Here is an 18343-nt window from a genome sequence, read left to right on the forward strand (position 1 = left end):
TCAGATTTCGAAGCTGACCATCTTGGCCATCACGAACACCCCGATCGACATCCACAACAGCCCGCCCATGCCGGCGATCATCAGTCGCTCGTCCTCGAAGAAGCCCATCATGTAGTCGGGGTTGACCATCATGATCAGCACGAAGACGATGAAGGGAAGCGCGCCGACGATATAGGCCGAGGCCTTCGATTCCGAGCTCATCGCGCGGATCTTGAGCTTCATCTGCGCGCGCTTGCGCAGCACGTCGGCGAGGTTGGCGAGCGTCTCGGCCAGGTTGCCCCCGGTCTCGCGCTGGATCGACAGGGTGATCACGAAGAACTGGAATTCGGGGGTGCCGAGGCGATCGGCGACCTCCTGCAGCGCGGCCTCCATCGTGGTGCCCACCTTCATGCGGTCGGAGACCAGCTTGAATTCCTCGGCGACCGGGCCCTGGATCTCGGTCGCCACGACCCCGAGCGTCTCGGTGATCGGCAGCCCCGAGCGCAGCCCGCGCACCATCAGCTCGATCGCGTCGGGGAAGTTGACGTTGAAATTGTTGAGCCGCTTGTTGATCAGATAGCCGATCGCGAAGTGCGGCACGCCGATGCCAACCAGCATCCCGAGCAGGATGGCGAGCAGGAGAGGCGCCCCCTGGAGCGCGATGACGAAGCCGATGACCGCGGTGATCGCGGCGTTGATCATCGCATATTTGCCAAGGTCGATCTTCTTGCCGGTGCGGTCGAGGCGCTTTTGCATCTCGGCCGGGCGCGGCACCAGCGAGGTGAAGACGTCGTTGACCCCGCTCTTCTTGCGATCCGCCATCAGCTTGCGGATCCGCATCTGGGCATTGGCCTTGAGCGCGCCGTCCGCCGCATGCCGTTCGCGCACCATTTCCATGCGCCGCTTGGCCGTCTTCTCGGGGCTCGGCCCCTGGAAGGCGAACGCGACGAGGACGATGGCCCCGAACAGCCCGGCGATCATGACGTACAGCATGGGCGTGACCCCTTCGAATAAAGCGTGGCGGGAGGGAGGGGCGACATGGGGATCGCCCCCCCTTTCCCGGTCTCGTTACGCGGCCTCGGACTTCTTGAGCATGCCTTTGAGGCCGGCCATCAGCGAGCTCTTGGTGGCGCTCACCGAATCGATCTTCTCGCCGCCCTCGTCGCTCGAATGGCTCAGCACCATGTTCGACAGCTGCGCGAAGGGCTGCGCGAGCTTGCCGGTCGCGATCTCGGCGAGCGGCTTGCCCAGCTTGGCGGCCTGCGCGGCGGCCTTGGGATCGGCGGGGAAGACGATGTCGACCTCGCGTTCGATCGACTGCTCGAAGTCCTTGCGGCTGATCTCGAGCGCGCCGCCGGTCGGCACCGCGTTGGCGGTGACGATCACCTTGGTCTGCGGCGCGTTGGACTTGAGCCAGGCGAGCAGGCGGATGGTGTCGCGGGTCGCCGCCAGCGTGAGCTCGGACACGAGCACCGCGACATGCGCGTCGTGCACCATGTGCGGATATTGGATCAGCATGTGGCGCGGGGTGTCGATCACGGTCGATTCGAAAGCGTTCTTCATCTCCTCCTGGAGCTGGAAGAAGGCGGTCCCGTCGGTCAGCAGCGGCTGGCTGATCGGGGCCTCCGCCGAAAGCACCGAGAGGCGTTCGTTGGCGCGCACCATCGCGCGCTCGATGAACAGCCCGTCGATCCGGCTGGGGTTCTCGATCGCGTCGGTGAGCCCGCGCCCCGGTTCGAGGTCGAGCGCCAGCGCGCCGGTACCGAAATGGATGTCGAGGTCGAGCAGCGCGGTCGAGCGGTTGGCCTTCTCGCCGAGCAGCCAGGCGAGGCTGGTGGCGATGGTCGAGGCGCCGACGCCGCCGCGCACGCCGATGACCGAACTCATGACGTGGGGCTTTTCGACCTGCGCCTCGCCGCGCGGGCCTGACAGGATCGACTGCGCCTGCGCGAAGGTCTCGCGCAGCTGGTCGACGGTGAAGGGCTTGAGCAGATAGTCGTGGATGCCCGAGGCGACGAGGTCGCGGTACAGGCGCACGTCGTTGACCTGCCCTGCCGCGATCACGATCGTGCCCGGTTCGCACACCTCGGCGAGGCCGTTGATGTCGGTCAGCGGGTCGGCGCTCTCGGACAGGTCGACGAACAGCACGTTGGGGCTGGCCGAGACCGAGAGCGACTGCACCGCGTTGCGCAGCCCACCCAAGTTGACCTTGTCGGGCGACCAGCCGTGCTCGACCGCCACGGGACGGAGCATGTCGGCGGTTTCTTCGTCGCAGACGAAGGCGGTGAACGGTTCGCGAAGCCCCGCTCTGGCCTGGAAGGGCGCGTTCATATTAGTTCTCCGTGGTGGTGACGTCGTCGAGACCCTTGTCGCCGGTCGGAGCGGCGTCTCGATAGGACTGGATGGCCCGCGCCGCGGTGCGGCTGTCGGCGACGCCCGAGCCGGCGCGGCCGTAGACGAGGTCGTTCGGATTGGCGATCATCGCGGCGAGCGCCCCGTTGACCCCGCAGCCGAAATTGGCGTTGGCGAGGTTCTGGAGGTTGGGCTGGTCGGCGCGCGTCCAGTTGGGGCAGCCGGGCACCGAGGCGGTGGCCCGCCCGACGATGACGCGGACCGCGCCCGCGGGGACCGCCCCCGAGGTCACCGGCGCACCCTCGGCGAGGAGCAGCCCGTAGCGCCCGGCGAGCGCGGCGACGTCGGCGCGCGCGCTGGCCGCGGCGGGACCGTCGACATAGACGACGTCGCCATATTGCAGCCCGAGCGAGTCGAACCAGGCGGCAAGCCGGGCCTGCTCGGTGCCGGGCAGGGTGCCCGCCGGGGCCGAGACGTCGAAGGCGTAATTGGTCTGCGCGACCACCGGGACGTTGACCGCCCCGAGACCGGCGGCATCGTCGCGCCCTTCGTAGATCGCGGTCTGGCAGCCCGACAGTCCGGTCAGCGCGACGGCGGCGAGGAGAAGCTTGTGCATCATCGGTTCAAATCCTTCCTGTGCGCCGCGCCTAGAGGCTGAAGCCGGGCTGGGCGGGAGCGGCGGCGGCCGGCTGGGCGGCCCCGACACGCGCGGTGGGGACGACGCCCTGCGGCCCCGAGACGCCGACATAGGTCTGCCCCTCGATCACGCGTTCGACGTCGTTGGGATAGCGGAAGCCGTCGGTCGGCAGCGGGATCTGCCCCGACACCGGGCGAACGAGATAGGGGGTGACGATGATCACCAGCTCGGTCTCGTTTTTGCGGAAGCTCGAGGAGCGGAACAGCGCGCCGAGGATCGGCAGGTCGCCGAGGAAGGGCGCCTTGTTGATGTTGTTGGCACCGTTCTGGCGCAGCAATCCGGCGATCATGAAGCTCTGTCCCGAGCCGAGCTCGACGGTGGTCTCGGCGCGCCGGGTGACCAGCGCGGGGACGTCGAAGCCGTTGAGCCGGATCGAGCCCTCGGTCGACAGTTCGCTGACCTCGGGGCGCACGCGCATCGAGATCCGCCCGTCGGCGAGGACATAGGGGGTGAAGGCGAGCCCGACCCCGTAGGACTTATATTCGATCGACACCGCGCCGAGCGACTGCGAGATCGGGATCGGGAATTCGCCCCCCGCGAGGAAGCTCGCGGTCTCGCCCGACAGCGCAGTGAGGTTGGGTTCGGCCAGCGTGGTCACGAGACCGTCGGTCTCGGCGAGGTCGAGGCTGGCGATCATGTCGAGCCCGAGCAGCCCGCCGGCGATGCCGACCACGGTGCCGCCCGTGGGCGAGGCCAGCTCGAGCGGGTCGCGCTGCCCGAAGACCGAGCCCTGGCCGATGGCGAACTGCGTGCCGCCGCTCGAATCCGAGCTCAGCAGGTTGACCCCGACCGACTTGAGGAGGGTGCGGTTCACCTCGGCGATCCGCACCTTGAGGTTGACCTGGAGCGGGGTCGCCTGGCGCAGCCGGCTGACCACCTCGAGGCCCTCGCCGACATAGGCGCGCACCAGCCGTTCGGCTTCCTGCGCATCCTCGGGGCTGGCGACGGTGCCGGTCAGCAGGAGCAAGTTGTTCATCGGCGTGGCGGTGATGTTGGCCTCGGGCATCGCCAGGTCGAGCATGGCGTCGACCGAGCTGATATTGCTCCCTACCTGCACCTCGGCGGCGTAGACGACCTGCCCGCCCGCGCCGGTGGCGTAGATGGTGGTCTTGCCCGCCTGTTCGCCGAAGATGTAGATCTGGCGGTTCGAGCGGACGGTCACGTCGGCGATGCTTTCATCGGCGATGAAGACGTCGGTGATCGCGCCCGGCAGCCGGACCAGCGTGCCTTCGCCGGTGGCCAGCGTCAGCGTCTCGGAGGGCTGCACCTGCTGCATCGCGGCGGCGGGGGCCGGCTTGGCGACCGGGGCGAGGGCCAGCGCCGCGACCGCGACACCCAGACCCAGCGTGTTCTTCTTGAGGATGGTCATCTTAATTGCTCCCGACGGGCACGACGGTGACGGCATTGCCACGTGCGATACGGACGCTCGGACCGGCGCTCGGCGCGGGCGCGGCACCCGCGGCGGGGGCGGCGGCCGGCTGCGCGGCGGTCTGGGCAGGACGGTTGCGGGCCGACGGGTTGCCGTCGCGGACGAGCCGCGAGACCTGGCCGCCAGTGGTGTAGGTGGTGTTGCTGTCGACCGGACGGTTGGCGACCTGGAGCAGGATGCGGCGCTCTTCATCGGGCGTGGCATCCTCGGGCAGGTCGACTTCGCCGGCGGCGACCGCGCGCTCGAGCTCGGCGCCATTGTCGGCGATCGAGCGCAGCACCAGGCTCAGCTTGCCGAGCGACTGCGCGACGCTGACCTTTTCGGCGATCTTGGGGGTCACCTCGAGGGTCGCCGAGGCGATGTTGGCGTTGGCGGTCTGGACGCCCTCGGCGTTCTTGCCGTCGACGCTCTGGTTGATCGCCAGCACGCGAACGTTGCGCACGATGGTCTCGGAGGCATCGAGCTTGCCGTTGTCGGACTCGACCGCGTGGGTGACGACGATGTCGACGCGGTCCCCCGGGAAGACGAAGCCCGACACGCCGGTGGTGGCGCTGATCGGGACCGACACGGCGCGCATGCCCGGGCCGAGCGCGGCGGCGAGGAAGCCGCGGTCGTTGGGACCGACCAGCGCGCCGCGCGTGATCGGCTGCCCCGCGCTGATCGCATTGCGCACCACCGTGCCGATGAGCGCGGACGGGTCGGCGTCCTCGTCGGTCTCGGTGTAATAGACGTTCTGGACGAGTTCCTCGGGCCAGGGCTGGAAGGTCAACGCCTCGGCGTCGATGATCGTGCCCACGGGCAGCGGCTTGTTGGCCACCATCACCTTGGGCCCCTGCGGGACGGCCGCGGCCTGAGCCTCGGCAGTCGCTTCCCCGCTGAACAGGCTCCGGGCCATGAATGCGGTAACCACCGCAATGACCAACGCTCCAACGAGCAGCATGAGTTTCTTCGCGTTCATGGCGCTTTCGCCTCCCCCATCTGGGTCTATTCAATGGTGCCTAGTCATCCGGCAAAATGGTTAAGAAAGCGTTGGGTGAGTAACCACAATCCACCGACCGCGATCGCCACCCCGTAAGGAACCTCGGCTTTGCCCGCTTTTCCGCGCAATTTATGGTTGAGGACCGCGAGCAACGAGACGATCCCGCCGGCCAGCGACATGATCACCACGAATTGCAGCGTGCCCGCCCAGGGGAACCAGAGCGCCAGCGCGGCGGCCAGCTTGACGTCGCCCCCGCCCATCACCCCGAGCGCGAACATCGCCGCGAACAACGCGAAGACCAGCAGCGCCATCCCGGCGCGGATCGCCATCTCGGCCCAGCGCAGGTCGATCGACCACCAGTAGGCGAGCGCGCCGATCGCGGTGAGCGCGACGATCCAGTTGGCGATGCGATAGGTCTGCGTGTCGCGCCACGCCATGTAGACGAGGAGCAGCGCGAGCGCGGCGTTGAGAGCCAGGGTAAAGTCGACGTTCATCATGCCAACGGGTCTAGACGGGCCGCCTTTCCAAACCGTAACCAGCGTCGCGTGAGCAGGATCGACCCCTTTGACGTCGCGATCGTGGGCGCCGGGATCGCGGGCACCGCGCTCGGCGCGCACCTCGCGCGGCGCGGACTCTCGGTGTGCGTGCTCGAGGCCGAGCCGCAGCCGGGCTACCATGCCACCGGGCGCTCGGCCGCCTTCTGGCTCGAGAGCTATGGCGGCGCGGCGGTGCTCCCGCTCTCGCGCGCCAGCCGCGATTTCCTCGACCAGCCGCCGGCCAATTTCTCGGCGCGCGGCTTCCTGCGCCCGCGCGGCGCCATCCATCTCGCGCGCGGTGGCGGCGAGGATGCGTTCGCCGCGCTGCCCGCCGAGGCGACGACCGAGCCGCTCGACCCCGACCGGCTCGCCGCGCTGATCCCCGGGCTCCGTCCCGAGTGGCGCCACGGGGTCGCCGAACCCTCGTGCCGCGAGATCGACGTCGCCGGGCTGCACCAGGCCTATCGCGCCTCGCTGGTGCGCGCGGGCGGGCGGATCGAATGCAACGCCGAGCTGGTCGCGGCGCGACAGGCGGGCGGCGGCTGGGCGATCCGCCTCGCCGACGGGCGCGAGCTGCGCGCGGCGCGGCTGATCAACGCCGCCGGGGCCTGGGCCGACCGCGTCGCCGAGCGCTGCGGGCTGGCCCCGCTCGGGATGGCGCCCAAGCGGCGGACGATGGTCCAGCTGCGGGTGGCGGGGATCGAGGCCCGGCGGCTGCCGCTCGTCAGCGCCATCGACGGCAGCTTCTACTTTCGCGGCGAGGGCGCGCACAGCGTCTGGCTCAGCCCGCACGACGAGGTCGACAGCCCGCCCTGCGATGCCGCCCCCGAGGAGCTGGCGGTGGCGACCGCGATCGACCGGCTCGAGGCGGTGGTCGACTGGACGATCGAGGCGGTCGAGCGCAAGTGGGCGGGGCTGCGCACCTTCGCGCCCGACCGGGTGCCGGTCATCGGCGCCGACCCCGATTGCCCGTCCTTCTTCTGGTACGCGGGGCAGGGGGGCACCGGGATCCAGACCCAGCCCGCCGCCGCCGCGCTCGCACGCGCGCTGTTCCTCGGCGAGCCGCCCGCGGGGATCGCGGCGGGGATCGACCCCGCGCCCTTTGCCCCCTCGCGGCTGCGCTAGCGCCTGAGGGCCAGGAGCGGCGGCCTAGCGCAGCGCCTCGGCGGCGGCGCAGGCGAGCTGGTCGGCGCGTTCGTTCTCGGGGTGCCCGGCGTGGCCCTTGACCCAGTGCCATTCAACACTGTGCGGCGCGGCGGCGGCGGCGAGCCGCTGCCACAGCTCGGCGTTCTTGACCGGCTTCTTGGCAGCGGTCTTCCAGCCGTTCTTCTTCCAGCCGTGGATCCACTTGGTGATGCCGTCGCGGACATAGACGCTGTCGGTCGTCAGCTGCACCTTGCAGGGACGCTTGAGCGCCTCGAGCGCGGCGATCGCGGCCATCAGTTCCATGCGGTTGTTGGTGCTGTCGCGCTCGCTGCCCGACAATTCCTTCTCGTGGCTGCCCGAGCGCAGCACCGCGCCCCAGCCGCCCGGGCCCGGGTTGCCCTTGCACGCCCCGTCGGTGAAGATCTCGACTTCCTGCACGTCGCGAGCCGTCAGGCGACCAGCGAGCGCGGCAGCTTGAAGACCATGTTTTCCTCGACGTGCGCGACCTCGCGCTCGGCCACGGTGAAACGGTCGCCGAGCGCATCGACGACCTCGCGCACGAGGATCTCGGGGGCCGAGGCGCCGGCGGTGATGCCGACCCGCGTCGGGGTGCCGAGCCAGTCCCAGTCGATGTCGGCCGCGCGCCCGATCAGCCGCGCCGGCGTGCCGAGCCGCTCGGCGGTCTCGGCGAGGCGGCGGCTGTTGGAGCTGTTGGGGGCGCCGATGACGAGCAGGCGATCGACCTGCGGCGCGACCTGCTTGACCGCCGCCTGCCGGTTCGAGGTGGCATAGCAGATGTCCTCGCCCTTGGGGCCCTGGATCGCGGGAAAGCGCTCTTTCAGGATGGCGATGATCGCGTCGGTATCGTCGACCGACAGCGTGGTCTGGGTGAGGAAGCCGAGGCGGTCGGGATCGGCGACCGCGACGCCGCGCGCGTCGGCCTCGGTCTCGACCAGCGTCATGTGCCCCTCGGGGACCTGCCCGAAGGTGCCGATCACCTCGGGGTGCCCGGCGTGGCCGATGAACAGGATGTGGCGCCCGTTCTCGATCATCCGCTCGGCCTGGCGATGGACCTTGGAGACGAGCGGGCAGGTGGCATCGAGATAGTCGAGCCCGCGCGCCTCGGCCGCCTGCGGCACCGCCTTGGGCACGCCGTGCGCGGAAAAGACGACCGGGCGATGGCCGGGCACCGCGTCGAGCGTCTCGACGAACACCGCGCCCAGACCGCGCAGCCGGTCGACCACGAAGCGGTTGTGGACGATCTCGTGCCGCACATAGACTGGCGGGCCATAGCGTTCGAGCGCGAGCTCGACGATCTTGATCGCGCGATCGACACCGGCGCAAAAGCCGCGCGGCGCGGCGATGAGGACTTCGAGGTCGGGAGCGTTGCTCATGCGGGCGATGTAAGCGATCGCTTGGCAAGCGTGAAGGGCCTTCCTATGGAGAGGCAGACTTTTCTGGCAATCCAAGGTATCCGACATGGTTCGCAAGCTGCTTCTCGCCTCCTCCACCCTGCTGCTGGCCGCCTGTGCGGGCGAGGGGCGGATCGAAAATGGCGGCATCGTCGTCGCCCGCAGCCTGTGCCCGCAGGTCGGCATCCCCGCCGGGACCGGCTCGGTCACGCTGTTCGATCCGGCGGATTCGACCCGCGCCGAGGCGATCGACGTCACCGCCGCGATCACCAACCTCGACGGCCAGTGCGCCGAGGACCAGCAGTTCGTGACCTCCTCGGTCAGCTTCGACGTGCAGGCCGCGCGCCGCGTCCCGGGACCCGCGCGCACCCTCACCCTGCCGATCTTCAACGTCGCGGTGCAAGGCGGCGACACGGTCGTCGCCAAGCGCGTCGGCAGCGTCCGGCTCGACTTCGCGGAGGGCGCGCTGCGCACCGAGACGCGCGGGCAGGCGAGCATCCGCGTGGCCCGCGCCGCCGCAACCCTGCCCGACGCGGTGCGCGCCGAGCTGACCCGCAAGCGCCGCGCCGGCGACGTCGATGCCGCGATCGACCCGCTCTCGCGCCCCGAGATCCGCAGCGCGGTCGCGCGCGCCAGCTTCGAGCAGCTGGTCGGCTTCCAGCTTACGCCCGAACAACTGCGCTACAACGCGACCAAGTGATTTTTTCGCACCATCGCCCGCGCAAGGGCGATTGACAGGCGGGGGGTGCGGGGCCAAAGCCGGACCCGTCTCCGGCGCGTGCCCCACGCGCGTGCCGGGGGGCCATGCGGGAGAGACCCCGGGCAACCGGGGCGCCGAAGGAGCAACCGCCCCCGGAATCTCTCAGGCAGAAGGACCGTTTGGCCCCGTGACAGTCTGGAAAGCGCGGCGCGCCCGTCACCGGGCCGCGACGCCACCGACGGGGTAGGCGGGACGAGCCGGCAGGAGAGGCGGCCAGTCTTCGTCGAAACTCTCAGGTCCATGCGACAGATGGGGGTCCGGTTTTCTCGGCGCGCGGGCGTTTTTCCCCCGCGCGTCACGGACCTTGAAAGGCGCTGCTTGGCATGACCGACACTCTTCCCCTCGACCGCTGGCACGTCGCGCACGGCGCGCGCATGGTCGAATTCGCCGGCTATGCGATGCCGATCCAATATGAGGGCATCATCGCCGAGCATAAGTGGACGCGCGAGCAGGCGGGGCTGTTCGACGTCAGCCACATGGGCCAGCTCACCGTGAAGGGGCCCGGTGCCGCCGCCGCGCTCGAAGCGCTGATGCCCGGCGATTTTGCGGGCCTCAAGCCGGGGCGCGCGCGCTACTCGATGCTGCTCGCCGACGATGGCGGTATCCTCGATGATCTCATCGTCACCCGCGTGCCCGACGCGGACAGCGACGAGGCCTTCGCGCTCGTCGTCAACGGCGCGGTCAAGCATGACGACATCGCGCACCTGCGCGCGCGGCTGCCCGAGGAGGTCGAGATGACGCACCACGAGGAGCGCGCATTGCTCGCGCTGCAGGGCCCCGCCGCCGCCGCGGTGCTCGAGCGGCTCGTGCCCGGCGTCGCCGACCTCGCCTTCATGCAGGGCGCGGGGTTCGACCATGAGGGCGATTTCCTGTGGATCAGCCGGTCGGGCTATACCGGCGAGGACGGCTTCGAGATCTCGATCGCGCCCGCGCAGGTGGAAGCCTTTGCCGAGGCGCTGGTCGCCGACGGTCGCGTCAAGCCGATCGGGCTGGGGGCGCGCGATTCGCTGCGGCTCGAGGCGGGGCTGCCGCTCTATGGTCACGACCTCGATCCCGAGATCACCCCGATCATGGCCGACCTCGGCTTCGCCATCTCCAAGCGCCGCCGCGAGGAAGGCGGCTTCCCGGGCGCCGAGCGGATCCTCGAGGAACGCGCGAAGGGCGCGCTGGTCAAGCGCGTCGGCTTCTTCGTCGAGGGCCGCCAGCCGGTGCGCGAGGGCGCGCCGCTGCTCGATGGCGAGGGCAATGTCGTCGGCAAGATCACCTCGGGTGGCTTTTCGCCCACCTTGGAGCGGCCCATCGCCATGGGCTATCTCGCCACGCATCTCGTCGATGACGCCGACGCGGTGGTGAAGGCGCAGCAGCGCTCCAAGCTTTTCGACGTGACGGTCACCGACATGCCGTTCGTCCCGCATAACTACCATCGCAAGCAGGGGAAGAAGTGATGACCCTCTATTACACCAAGGAACATGAGTGGCTGCGCGTCGAGGGCGATGTCGCCACCGTCGGCATCTCCAACCACGCGCAGGAAGCGCTGGGCGACATCGTCTTCGCCGAGGTGCCCGAGGCCGGGCGCACCGTGTCGAAGGGCGACGATGCCGCGGTGGTCGAGAGCGTGAAGGCGGCGAGCGACGTCTACGCCCCCGTGTCGGGCGAGGTGGTCGAGGGCAATGAGGCGCTCGACGGCGACCCCGCGCTGGTCAATTCGGACCCCGAGGGCGAGGGCTGGTTCTTCAAGATCAAGCTGTCCGACCCGTCGGAACTCGACGGGCTGATGGACGAGGCCGCCTACAAGGAATTCCTCGGCACCCTCTAGGCGCAACGCCGGCGCGAGCAACCTGTCCCGCGCGACAAAGGATGAAGTGATGCGATACCTGCCGCTCAAGGACACCGACCGGGCCGCGATGCTCGAGAAGGTCGGCGCCGCCACCATCGATGACCTGTTCGTCGACGTGCCCGAGGAAGCGCGGCTCGACGGGCCGATCGACGGGCTGCCGATGCACGCCAGCGAGATGGCGGTGGAAAGGCACATGCGCCGCCTGTCGAAAAAGAACCTCGCGGCGGCGGATGCGCCCTTCTTCCTCGGCGCGGGCGCCTATCGCCACCACGTCCCCGCGAGCGTCGATCACCTCATCCAGCGCGGCGAGTTCCTCACCGCCTACACGCCCTACCAGCCCGAGATCGCGCAGGGCACGCTGCAGATGCTGTTCGAGTTCCAGACGCAGGTCGCGCGGCTCTACGGCTGCGCGGTGGCCAACGCCTCGATGTACGACGGCTCGACCGCCTGCTGGGAAGCGGTGGCGATGGCGAGCCGCGTCGCGCGCGGCAAGAAGAAGAAGGTCGTGCTCTCGGGCGCGCTCCACCCGCATTATGCCGAGGTGGTGCGGACGATGGCCAAGTTCACCGAGGACGAGATCGCGGGCGCGCCCCCGAGCCTCACGCCGCGGCCCGACGACGACGGCCTCATCGCGCGGATCGACGACAATACGAGCTGCGTGGTGGTGCAATATCCCGACATCCTCGGGCGCATCCCCGACCTCCAGCGCATCGCCGATGCCGCGCATGCCAAGGGCGCGCTGCTCATCGTCGTCAACACCGAGCCCGTCGCGCTCGGCGCGATCGAGGCGCCGGGCAACCTTGGCGCCGACATCGTCGTGGGCGAGGGGCAGGCGATCGGCGTCGGCCTCCAGTTCGGCGGGCCCTATCTGGGGCTGTTCGCGGTCAAGGACGAGAAGCATGTGCGCATGATGCCGGGGCGGCTGTGCGGCGAGACGGTCGATGCCGAGGGCAAGCGCGGTTACGTCCTCACCCTCTCGACGCGCGAGCAGCATATCCGCCGCGAGAAGGCGACCAGCAACATCTGCACCAACTCGGGGCTGTGCGCGCTGGCCTTCAGCGTCCACATGACGCTGCTCGGCGAAAAGGGGCTGCGCGCGCTGGCGGCGGAGAACCATCGGCTCGCCTGCCTCGCCGCCGACAGGCTGGCCGCGGTGCCGGGCGTGACGCTGCTCAACGAACATTTCTTCAACGAATTCACGCTGAAGGTCGGGCGCGATGCGCGCGCGCTGGTGCGCGAGCTCGCCGACAAGGGCATCCTTGCGGGCGTGTCGCTCGGCCGGCTCTATCCGGACAGCGAGGGGCTCGACGATGCGTTGCTCGTCGCGCTCACCGAGACGACCAGCGAGGAGGACATCCAGACCCTCTGCGATGCGCTGACGGAGGCGCTATCATGACCAAGACCAACGAGAGCGGCTGGAAGCCCGGCACCCCGGTCGAGGGGCATAATGCGATGAGCGGACCCGACACCACCACCGGCAACCGCGCGCTGATGCTCGAGGAACCGCTGATCTTCGAGATCGGCGACAGCCAGACCACGGGGGTCGATTTCGAATTCGCGGGCAAGCTCGACCTCGCGGGCGTCGAGCAGCCGGCAAGCCCCACGCCGATGAGCGCGACGACGAGCCGTCTCGGCGGGTTCGAGCGCAAGGGCGAGATCGGGCTGCCGGGGCTCACCGAGCCCGAGACGGTGCGTCACTATACGCGCCTGTCGCGCCAGAATTACGGCATCGATCTCGGCCTCTTCCCGCTCGGCAGCTGCACGATGAAGCACAACCCGCGGCTCAACGAGAAGGTCGCGCGGATGCCGGGCTTTGCCGACGTCCACCCGCTGCAGCCGGTCGATACGGTGCGCGGCGCCTTGGAAGTCATCAACGAACTCGCCTTCTGGCTGGTCAAGCTGACCGGCATGCACAGCGTGGCGATGAGCCCCAAGGCGGGCGCGCATGGCGAATTGTGCGGCATCCTGTGCATCCGCGCCGCGCTCGAGGCGAAGGGCGATGCGCGCGAGGTCATCCTCGTCCCCGAGAGCGCGCACGGCACCAACCCCGCCACCGCCGCCTTCGCGGGCTACCGGATCGAGAATATCCCCGCCAACAGCGACGGGCGCGTCGATCTCGAGGCCTTGAAGGCTCGCCTCGGCCCCGATGTGGCGGGGGTGATGATCACCAACCCCTCGACGCTCGGGCTGTTCGAGCGCGACCTGAAGGCGATCTCCGACGCGGTCCATGCGGCGGGCGGCTATGTCTATTGCGACGGTGCCAACTTCAACGCCATCGTCGGCAAGGTGCGCCCCGGCGACCTCGGCGTCGATGCCATGCACATCAACCTGCACAAGACCTTTTCCACCCCGCATGGCGGGGGCGGGCCGGGCTCGGGGCCGGTGGTGCTGTCGGAGGCGCTTAGCCCCTTCGCGCCGCTGCCCTATACCGCGCGCACCGAGGACGGCACCGTCCATCTCGTCGAGGAAGAGGATGCGCAAAGCTTCGCCGAGGCGCATTTCGGCGGACCGCTCGAGCATTTCGGGCGCATGACCGCCTTCCACGGGCAGATGGGGATGTTCACCCGCGCGCTCGCCTATATCCTCAGCCACGGCGCCGACGGCCTGCGCCAGGTCGCCGAGGATGCGGTCTTGAACGCCAACTACATCCTGCGCAGCCTCGAGGACGTGCTCGACGCGCCCTTCGCCCATTCGGGCCCGTGCATGCACGAGGCATTGTTCAGCGATAAGGGCTTCGGCGAGGGCATCTCGACGCTCGACCTCGCCAAGGCGCTGATCGACGAGGGTTACCACCCGATGACCATGTACTTCCCGCTGGTGGTGCATGGGGCGATGCTGGTCGAGCCGACCGAAGCCGAGAGTAAGGCGACGCTCGACCAGTTCATCACCGCGCTGCGCAGCGTGGCCGACCGCGCCAAGGCGGGCGACGAGGGCATGAAGGCCGCGCCTTATTACGCGCCGCGCCGCCGCCTCGACGAGACGCAGGCCGCGCGCAAGCCCGTGCTCGCCTACAAGGAAGCGGTGCCCGAGGCCTCCTCGACCGGGATGGCGGCCAGGTACGGCGGCGGCTGATGGACTGGGGCACGCTGTTCGCGCTCGCCAGCACCGCGGTGCTCGTCCCGTGGATCGCGCTGGTCGTGGGGCCGCGCGGTCCCAAGACGCACGCGCTGGTGTTCTATCTCGGCATCGGGCTGCTCAGCCTCGCCTATGCGGTCGGGCTGCTCGGCCTGCTGATCGGCAATGGCGGCTTGGGTGAGGGCGATTTCTCCTCGATCGAGGGGGTGCGCGCGCTGTTTGCCAGCGATGCCGGCGTCACCGTCGGCTGGCTCCACTATCTCGCCTTCGACCTGTTCGTCGGCCAGTGGATCGCCAAGGATGCCGATCACAAGATGGTGAGCCGGATCGCGCAGGCGCCGATCCTCGTCCTCACGCTGCTGGCCGGGCCGCTTGGGCTGTTCGTCTGGATGGTCGTGCGCGAGCGCCGCGCGCGGGCGATGGCCGGGCTCAAACTGCGCGGATGAGCGACCCGATCCCCCCCTACACGATGGCCGACCTCGGCCGCGAAGCGCGGCGCGAGGCGCCCGCCGCCGCGCGCAACGTGCGCCATATCATCGCCGTGCTCGAGGACTGGCTTCCCGCCACCGGGCTGGTGCTCGAAACCTCGAGCGGGACCGGCCAGCATGCGCGCGCCTTCGCCGAGCATTTCCCCGCGCTCACGTTCCAGCCGAGCGACCCCGATCCCGCCGCGCTCGTCTCGATCGCGGCCTGGCGCGAGGGGGGGCCCGCCAATTTGCTCCCCCCGCTCGACCTCGATACCGCCGCGCCGGGCTGGGGCATCGAGGCGGCCGATGCGGTCTTGTCGATCAACATGGCGCATATCGCGCCGTGGGCGGCCACGCTCGGGCTGCTCGAGGGGGCAGCGCGGCTGCTCCGGCCGGGGGCGCCGCTGATCTTCTACGGGCCGTGGCTGGCCGCCGATATCGAGACCGCGCCCTCCAACCTGGCGTTCGACGAGAGCCTGCGCGCGCGCGACCCGGCGTGGGGGCTGCGCACGCTCGAGGCGCTGTCCGCCGCCGCCGAGCCGCGCGGGTTCGCGCTGGCCGAGCGCCGCACGATGCCCGCCAACAACCTCATGCTGCGGCTGGTCCGGCGCGGCTGAGCGTTTTTTTTTAACTGGGCTTTTACCGTCCGCGGGCTAACCATGCCGGCATGGACCAGAGTCATTCGCCGCAGAATCGCAAGAGCCCGCGCTCGCACCTGTTCATGAAGGCGACCCTCGAGAGCGGGGGGCGCGAACAGGTCGTGCGGCTGCGCAACCTGTCGGCCGAAGGCGCGCTGGTCGAGGGCGACCAACTCCCCGTCGAAGGCACCGAACTGCTGTTCCGCCGCGACGGGCTGTCGGTCCCCGGGCGGATCGCCTGGACCGCCGAGGGGCGCGCCGGCATCGCCTTCGCGCAGGCGCTCGAGCCCGAGATCGTGCTGCGCCATGTCCCGCAGCCCAAGCCGCGCCCGCCGATGGCCAGCCGCCGTCCCCCGGTGCGCTCGAGCGAACTGAGCGAGGGCGAGCGCCGCTACGCGCAGGAATGGGTGTTTCGCAATCCCGGTGACCCGCCCGCGCGCGGGCGCTGAAGCCTGCCACCGTCTCGCCGGCCGCGCTGATCGCCCGCGGGACCGGCGCGCACGCTAGCTCGCGCGGGAGATCGGCGTGCGCTGCTGGTCGAGCCAGCGCACGAGGTCGTTGAGCGGCATCAGCGTGTTGAAGGTGATCCCCGCGCATTCGTCATCCTGCCAGCAGACCGAGGCGCGGATCGGCGCCAGCCCGGGCAGCCCCACCCCGAGATCCTTGCCGCGCGGCAGGACCTCGCGGACCGCGACCTTGACCCCGCCCTGGCTGATATCCTCGATCCGCGCGGGGATCGGGCGACAGTCGAGATAGAGCGTCGCGGCGCAATCGACCTCGATCCGCGGCATCCGCGGACGCGGACCCTCCATCGAGGTGTGGAGGATGTGGAGCACGTCGATCTTGTGGTCGAACTGCACCCCGACATTGTGCTCCTTGGTCCAGATCGCGCGCCCCGAGATCGGTTCGCCGCTCTTGAGTTCGACCGTCAGCCGGTCGCCCTCGCGGACCTTGCAATAGGCGCGGATCATCATGCCCCCCGCCGAGATGTTCTTGATGAGGCACAATTCGCGACGCTCGCCGAGCGTGATCGCCCCGACCCGGAACAGCGTGAGGTGCCGTTCGCCCGCGCGCTGCTCGGTGCGCTCGGGCGCGGGGGCCTCCTCGGCGAAGGAATAGAGCGTGGTCTGCATCGACTGGTCGCTCAACGCGGCCTCCTCTTGTTGCACCCGGTGCACCGCCCGATCGGCGGCAGCGCCCGGTCAGCGGCATCGCCCGGTCGGCGGCCGTCGCATCCTCCCAGATATGTCGACTGCCTTACCAACTGGTTAGACGCGCCACCGCAATTGTGCTGCCCGGGGCCGCAATCGGTCCGATCCGGTGCGAATTGGCCTCGGGTCGGCGCGCGCGGTTGCGGCTCGTCGCACCCCGCTTGACAGCGCGCGCGATTGACGTTTGGTCGCGAATTGGGCAGAGGGTTCAATGTCTTAGCATCCGGGGGCCGACCCATGACAAGTATCGCCGAGCGCGCCACGCCGCGCGCAGGGCGGCTGGCGCCGTCGCTGGCCACGGCGTTCGTGGCGCTGCTGGCCAGCCTGCCGCTGCTCGCGCTCGCCAGCCCGATCGACCATGACGAGACGCAATATCTCGCCGCGGCCGAGCTGTTCGCGGCCGGGCTCGCGCCCTTTCGCGACTTCCTCTACCTCCAGACCCCCTACCAGATCTACGTCCTCGCGCCGCTGCTCGCGCTCGAGCCGCACGCGCTGCTGGTCGCGCGCCTGGCCTCGGGGCTGGCCGGGGCGGGGGTGATCGGGCTGCTGTTCGCCGCGCTGCGCGAGGCGCGGGTGCCCGTGCGCGAGGCGATGCTCGCCGCCGGGGCGTTGTGGTTCTGCCATGCCTTCCTGTTCGGGGTCACGCTGGTGCGCAACGATGCGCTGCCCGCGCTGCTGCTCGCCGCCGCGCTGTTCCTCGCGATGAGCGCGCTACGACCGGGGCGCCCGGCGCGGCGCTACAAGTGGCTGCTCGTCGGGCTCGCGCTCGGCGCCGCGACGGGCACCAAGCTCAGCTATGCGGTGATGGCGGGCGCGCTGGTCGCCTTTCCCGCCGTCGCCTGGACGCTCGGGGCGATGCGCGCGCGCCGCGCGCTCGCCACGCTGCTGATCACCGGCTCGGGGGTGGTGCTCGCGCTCGTCCCGCTGCTGTGGATCCGCGCCGGCGCGCCCGCCGCCTTCGACTATGGCAATTTCGCCTATCACGCCGAGGCGCCCTTCCTGTGGTACGAGGCCAATGGACGCGGCCATCGCCTGACGTGGGGGATGAAGCTGGTCGACGCGCTGCTCACGCTCGCGCGCGGGCCCGCGCTGGTCGCGCTCCTCCTCTACGCGATCGCGCGGATCCGCCTGCTGCGCGCGCGCCGGCTGCAGCCGCCCGCGCTGATCCTGACCGACCTGTGCGTGCTCGCGGGGCTGGTCGCCACGCTCGCGCCGACGCCGATCCACCGCCAATATGCGATCCCGCTGCTGCCGCCGCTGTTCCTCGGGCTGGGGCTGCTCTGGGTGCGCCAGCGCGACCTCGTGCCCGCGGGGCGATGGGTGCGCGGCGCGCTCGCGCTCTCGCTGCTCGTCGGGCTGGTCCAGCCGCTCTACAACCTGGGCGGCGCGCTGGCCGACCGGCCCACGCCGCTGGTGGTGGCCGAAGAAGGCCGGCTGCTCGCCGAGCTGGTACGCGCCGAGGGGCTCGAGGGGAGCGTCGCCACGCTCAGCCCCGAGACGGTGGTCGGCAGCGGGCTCGCGCTCGACCCCGCCTTCGCCACCGGCCCCTTCGCCTATCGCACCGGCGACATGATCGCCGCGAGCGAGCGCGATGCGCTCGGCCTGCTCTCGCCCTCGACCGTGACCGCCTATCTCGAAGCCACCGCCCCGGCCGCGATCGTGACCGGTTACGAGGCGAGCCACACGCGCGACCGCGTCGGGCTCGAGGCGCCGATCGAGGCGTTCGCGCGCGCACACGGGTACCGCCGTGTCGACAGCCCGGTCGGCGGCGCGGTCTTCTGGTTGCGCCCGTCGCGCTGAGCGGCGCGATGTCGCGAGGCGTCGA

General features: G+C 70.0%; 19 protein-coding genes and 1 riboswitch. Of the genes, 10 read left to right on the forward strand and 9 right to left on the reverse strand.

All coding sequences use genetic code 11. The features are described from left to right. The 6 genes from L8951_RS09650 to L8951_RS09675 all read right to left on the reverse strand — a co-directional run bounded on the left by L8951_RS09650 (position 1) and on the right by L8951_RS09675 (position 5933). Positions 1-972 (reverse strand): type II secretion system F family protein, encoded by a 972-nt coding sequence (locus tag L8951_RS09650; protein WP_244382827.1) that lies wholly within the window; start codon positions 970-972, stop codon positions 1-3. Positions 973-1047: 75 nt separating this feature from the next. Then, on the reverse strand, positions 1048-2310 hold the full coding sequence (locus L8951_RS09655) for a pilus assembly protein CpaE (protein WP_244382828.1): 1263 nt from the start codon (positions 2308-2310) through the stop codon (positions 1048-1050). A gap of 1 nt (position 2311) precedes the next feature. Beyond that, positions 2312-2950 (reverse strand): CpaD family pilus assembly protein, encoded by a 639-nt coding sequence (locus tag L8951_RS09660; RefSeq protein WP_244382829.1) that lies wholly within the window; start codon positions 2948-2950, stop codon positions 2312-2314. A 28-nt stretch (positions 2951-2978) separates the two neighbouring features. Further along, positions 2979-4397, reverse strand: coding sequence for a type II and III secretion system protein family protein (locus tag L8951_RS09665; RefSeq protein WP_244382830.1), 1419 nt, complete (start codon positions 4395-4397; stop codon positions 2979-2981). 1 nt (position 4398) lies between these two features. Continuing rightward, on the reverse strand, positions 4399-5415 hold the full coding sequence (gene cpaB, locus L8951_RS09670) for a Flp pilus assembly protein CpaB (protein WP_244382831.1): 1017 nt from the start codon (positions 5413-5415) through the stop codon (positions 4399-4401). Positions 5416-5459: 44 nt separating this feature from the next. Beyond that, entirely contained in the window at positions 5460-5933 is a 474-nt protein-coding gene (locus tag L8951_RS09675) for an A24 family peptidase (RefSeq protein ID WP_244382832.1), read from the reverse strand. Between the two features lie 57 nt (positions 5934-5990). Between L8951_RS09675 and L8951_RS09680 the strand changes: the two genes are divergently transcribed. Beyond that, positions 5991-7097, forward strand: coding sequence for an NAD(P)/FAD-dependent oxidoreductase (locus L8951_RS09680; protein ID WP_244383231.1), 1107 nt, complete (start codon positions 5991-5993; stop codon positions 7095-7097). Positions 7098-7121: 24 nt separating this feature from the next. Here the strand turns inward: L8951_RS09680 and rnhA are convergent, their stop codons facing one another. Further along, positions 7122-7556 (reverse strand): ribonuclease HI, encoded by a 435-nt coding sequence (rnhA, locus tag L8951_RS09685; protein WP_244382834.1) that lies wholly within the window; start codon positions 7554-7556, stop codon positions 7122-7124. A gap of 11 nt (positions 7557-7567) precedes the next feature. Then, positions 7568-8512, reverse strand: a complete 945-nt coding sequence (gene ispH / locus L8951_RS09690) for a 4-hydroxy-3-methylbut-2-enyl diphosphate reductase (protein ID WP_244382835.1) — start codon at positions 8510-8512, stop codon at positions 7568-7570. A gap of 85 nt (positions 8513-8597) precedes the next feature. Here ispH and L8951_RS09695 point away from each other — a divergent pair, with 85 nt between their 5' ends. The 8 genes from L8951_RS09695 (at position 8598) to L8951_RS09730 (ending at position 15756) form a co-directional block, all read left to right on the forward strand. Further along, positions 8598-9230, forward strand: a complete 633-nt coding sequence (locus L8951_RS09695) for a hypothetical protein (protein WP_244382837.1) — start codon at positions 8598-8600, stop codon at positions 9228-9230. 97 nt (positions 9231-9327) lie between these two features. Next, a riboswitch (glycine riboswitch) is annotated at positions 9328-9418 on the forward strand. A 195-nt stretch (positions 9419-9613) separates the two neighbouring features. Then, positions 9614-10735 carry a glycine cleavage system aminomethyltransferase GcvT gene (gcvT, locus tag L8951_RS09700; protein ID WP_244382838.1) on the forward strand — a complete coding sequence of 374 codons (1122 nt, stop codon included), beginning with the start codon at positions 9614-9616 and terminating at the stop codon, positions 10733-10735. Next, positions 10735-11106, forward strand: coding sequence for a glycine cleavage system protein GcvH (gene gcvH, locus L8951_RS09705; protein ID WP_244382839.1), 372 nt, complete (start codon positions 10735-10737; stop codon positions 11104-11106). The genes gcvT and gcvH overlap by 1 nt, the downstream gene beginning before the upstream one ends. A gap of 49 nt (positions 11107-11155) precedes the next feature. Then, positions 11156-12523 (forward strand): aminomethyl-transferring glycine dehydrogenase subunit GcvPA, encoded by a 1368-nt coding sequence (gcvPA, locus tag L8951_RS09710; RefSeq protein WP_244382840.1) that lies wholly within the window; start codon positions 11156-11158, stop codon positions 12521-12523. Continuing rightward, positions 12520-14199 (forward strand): aminomethyl-transferring glycine dehydrogenase subunit GcvPB, encoded by a 1680-nt coding sequence (gene gcvPB, locus L8951_RS09715; protein WP_244382842.1) that lies wholly within the window; start codon positions 12520-12522, stop codon positions 14197-14199. Before gcvPA ends, gcvPB begins: the two co-directional genes overlap by 4 nt. After that, positions 14199-14648 carry an ABA4-like family protein gene (locus L8951_RS09720; RefSeq protein WP_244382843.1) on the forward strand — a complete coding sequence of 150 codons (450 nt, stop codon included), beginning with the start codon at positions 14199-14201 and terminating at the stop codon, positions 14646-14648. Before gcvPB ends, L8951_RS09720 begins: the two co-directional genes overlap by 1 nt. Then, entirely contained in the window at positions 14645-15286 is a 642-nt protein-coding gene (locus L8951_RS09725) for a DUF938 domain-containing protein (RefSeq protein ID WP_244382844.1), read from the forward strand. Before L8951_RS09720 ends, L8951_RS09725 begins: the two co-directional genes overlap by 4 nt. A 50-nt stretch (positions 15287-15336) precedes the next feature. Then, positions 15337-15756, forward strand: a complete 420-nt coding sequence (locus L8951_RS09730; protein WP_244382845.1) for a PilZ domain-containing protein — start codon at positions 15337-15339, stop codon at positions 15754-15756. Positions 15757-15810: 54 nt separating this feature from the next. Here L8951_RS09730 and L8951_RS09735 read toward each other — a convergent pair whose 3' ends face one another. Then, the gene (locus tag L8951_RS09735) at positions 15811-16455 is read right to left on the reverse strand and encodes a PilZ domain-containing protein (protein WP_244382846.1); all 645 of its coding nucleotides are present in this window, start codon (positions 16453-16455) and stop codon (positions 15811-15813) included. Between the two features lie 300 nt (positions 16456-16755). Here L8951_RS09735 and L8951_RS09740 point away from each other — a divergent pair, with 300 nt between their 5' ends. Further along, the gene (locus L8951_RS09740) at positions 16756-18318 is read left to right on the forward strand and encodes a hypothetical protein (protein WP_244382847.1); all 1563 of its coding nucleotides are present in this window, start codon (positions 16756-16758) and stop codon (positions 18316-18318) included. Positions 18319-18343: the final 25 nt, after the last annotated feature.

The sequence above is a fragment of the Sphingomicrobium astaxanthinifaciens genome (genome assembly GCF_022865105.1).
GTDB lineage: Bacteria > Pseudomonadota > Alphaproteobacteria > Sphingomonadales > Sphingomonadaceae > Sphingomicrobium > Sphingomicrobium astaxanthinifaciens.

Coding starts and splice junctions, on each gene's coding strand:
- L8951_RS09720 (WP_244382843.1), top strand. CDS start 14,199: ATGGACTGGGGCACGCTGTTCGCGCTCGCCAGCACCGCGGTGCTCGTC.
- gcvT (WP_244382838.1), top strand. CDS start 9,614: ATGACCGACACTCTTCCCCTCGACCGCTGGCACGTCGCGCACGGCGCG.
- L8951_RS09695 (WP_244382837.1), top strand. CDS start 8,598: ATGGTTCGCAAGCTGCTTCTCGCCTCCTCCACCCTGCTGCTGGCCGCC.
- L8951_RS09650 (WP_244382827.1), bottom strand. CDS start 972: ATGCTGTACGTCATGATCGCCGGGCTGTTCGGGGCCATCGTCCTCGTC.
- L8951_RS09725 (WP_244382844.1), top strand. CDS start 14,645: ATGAGCGACCCGATCCCCCCCTACACGATGGCCGACCTCGGCCGCGAA.
- cpaB (WP_244382831.1), bottom strand. CDS start 5,415: ATGAACGCGAAGAAACTCATGCTGCTCGTTGGAGCGTTGGTCATTGCG.
- L8951_RS09675 (WP_244382832.1), bottom strand. CDS start 5,933: ATGATGAACGTCGACTTTACCCTGGCTCTCAACGCCGCGCTCGCGCTG.
- L8951_RS09655 (WP_244382828.1), bottom strand. CDS start 2,310: ATGAACGCGCCCTTCCAGGCCAGAGCGGGGCTTCGCGAACCGTTCACC.
- gcvPA (WP_244382840.1), top strand. CDS start 11,156: ATGCGATACCTGCCGCTCAAGGACACCGACCGGGCCGCGATGCTCGAG.
- L8951_RS09660 (WP_244382829.1), bottom strand. CDS start 2,950: ATGATGCACAAGCTTCTCCTCGCCGCCGTCGCGCTGACCGGACTGTCG.
- ispH (WP_244382835.1), bottom strand. CDS start 8,512: ATGAGCAACGCTCCCGACCTCGAAGTCCTCATCGCCGCGCCGCGCGGC.
- gcvPB (WP_244382842.1), top strand. CDS start 12,520: ATGACCAAGACCAACGAGAGCGGCTGGAAGCCCGGCACCCCGGTCGAG.
- L8951_RS09740 (WP_244382847.1), top strand. CDS start 16,756: ATGACAAGTATCGCCGAGCGCGCCACGCCGCGCGCAGGGCGGCTGGCG.
- L8951_RS09730 (WP_244382845.1), top strand. CDS start 15,337: ATGGACCAGAGTCATTCGCCGCAGAATCGCAAGAGCCCGCGCTCGCAC.
- L8951_RS09665 (WP_244382830.1), bottom strand. CDS start 4,397: ATGACCATCCTCAAGAAGAACACGCTGGGTCTGGGTGTCGCGGTCGCG.
- gcvH (WP_244382839.1), top strand. CDS start 10,735: ATGACCCTCTATTACACCAAGGAACATGAGTGGCTGCGCGTCGAGGGC.